We start from the raw sequence: 1926 nt of genomic DNA on the forward strand, positions 1-1926 counted from the left end.
TGGCGCGAAAGACGGCGAAAGCATCTCCATCAGCCTGAGCAAATCTGATTCTTACAACCTGTACAACGCGACAGGTGCCACGGCGTCCACGACTGGCCAGACCATCAACGGTACGGCACGTTCTACTTCCGCTGAAGGCTTCGACGTTCTGAAAGGGACCGTTGACTCCACCGGTGGTACTGACGGTGCTCCGCTGGCAGACATCGATGCGGCGATCAAATCTGTTGACGACCAGCGCAGCCTGCTGGGTGCGTCCCAGAACCGTTTCGAGTCCACCATCACCAACCTGAACAACACCGTGAACAACCTGTCGGCAGCCCGCAGCCGTATCCAGGACTCCGACTACGCGACGGAAGTGTCGAACATGTCGCGCGCGCAGATCCTGCAACAGGCCGGTTCTTCGGTACTGGCGCAGGCCAACCAGGTTCCGCAGACCATGCTGTCCCTGCTGCGTTAATCACCGCAGAGTATCTGATGCAAAAAGCGCCGCTTGTCGGCGCTTTTTTTATTTTCTGCGGCGTATTTGTATTGCTTATATTTTCGACAGAATTTGTTCAAAAAATATAAAAACAACTAAAGAGTTTCCTGTCCACGTCGATAATTATTATGACGGTGATGAAGCCGCTGGCGCATACCGGAACCTACATTTATTACTGAAGGATAAATACTATGGCTGTTATTAATACTAACACCCTGTCGCTGATGACCCAGAATAACCTGACTAAATCTCAGTCTTCTCTGGGCACCGCGATTGAGCGCCTGTCTTCCGGTCTGCGTATCAACAGCGCGAAAGATGACGCAGCAGGTCAGGCAATTGCCAACCGCTTTACTTCTAACATCAACGGTCTGACCGTTGCTGCCCGTAACGCGAACGACGGTATCTCTCTGGCGCAGACCGCTGAAGGCGCGCTGAGCGAAGTCAACAACAACCTGCAGCGTATCCGTGACCTGACCGTTCAGGCGCAGAACAGCTCCAACTCTGCATCCGACATCGACTCCATCCAGGCTGAAGTTAACCAGCGTATGGAAGAGATCAACCGCGTGACCACCCAGACCGACTTCAACGGCATTAAAGTGCTGAACACCGGTACCGGCTCCAGCAGCTACAGCTTCCAGGTGGGCGCGAAAGACGGCGAAAGCATCTCCATCAGCCTGAGCAAATCTGATTCTTACAACCTGTACAACGCGACAGGCGCCACGGCGTCCACGACTGGCCAGACCATCAACGGTACTGCACGCTCTACTTCCGCTGAAGGCTTCGACGTTCTGCAGGGCACCGTTGACTCCACCGGTGGTACTGACGGCACTCCGCTGGCAGACATCGATGCGGCGATCAAAGCGGTAGACGACCAGCGCAGCCTGCTGGGTGCGTCCCAGAACCGTTTCGAGTCCACCATCACCAACCTGAACAACACCGTGAACAACCTGTCGGCAGCCCGCAGCCGTATTCAGGACTCCGACTACGCGACGGAAGTGTCGAACATGTCGCGAGCGCAGATCCTGCAACAGGCCGGTTCTTCGGTACTGGCGCAGGCCAACCAGGTTCCGCAGACTATGCTGTCCCTGCTGCGTTAATCACCGCAGAGTTTCTGATGCAAAAAGCGCCGCGTGTCGGCGCTTTTTTTATATTTGCATTAGGGTGATTTTTCGACAATTTTTGCTCAAAAAATATAAAAATGCCTAAAGGGTTTGGTCGTCACGTCGATAACTATTATGACGGTGATGAAGCCGCTGGCGCATACCGGAACCTACATTTATTAATAAAGGATAACTATTATGGCTGTTATTAATACTAACACCCTGTCGCTGATGACCCAGAATAACCTGACTAAATCTCAGTCTTCTCTGGGCACCGCGATCGAGCGTCTGTCTTCCGGTCTGCGTATCAACAGTGCGAAAGATGACGCAGCAGGTCAGGCAATTGCC

3 protein-coding genes are annotated in these 1926 nt (G+C 53.4%); all 3 read left to right on the forward strand.

The annotated features are described in order from the left end of the window. A partial coding sequence (locus ACQ3G7_RS24655) for a flagellin (protein WP_430893003.1) occupies positions 1–457 on the forward strand: 457 nt, incomplete at its 5' end. Between the two features lie 212 nt (positions 458–669). After that, positions 670–1575 (forward strand): flagellin N-terminal helical domain-containing protein, encoded by a 906-nt coding sequence (locus ACQ3G7_RS24660; RefSeq protein ID WP_430893005.1) that lies wholly within the window; start codon positions 670–672, stop codon positions 1573–1575. Positions 1576–1776: 201 nt separating this feature from the next. Further along, the coding region (locus ACQ3G7_RS24665; protein ID WP_496353232.1) for a flagellin N-terminal helical domain-containing protein at positions 1777–1926 on the forward strand (150 nt) is incomplete at its 3' end.

The organism is Kosakonia sp. N21 (assembly GCF_050587465.1).
Taxonomy (GTDB): Bacteria; Pseudomonadota; Gammaproteobacteria; order Enterobacterales; family Enterobacteriaceae.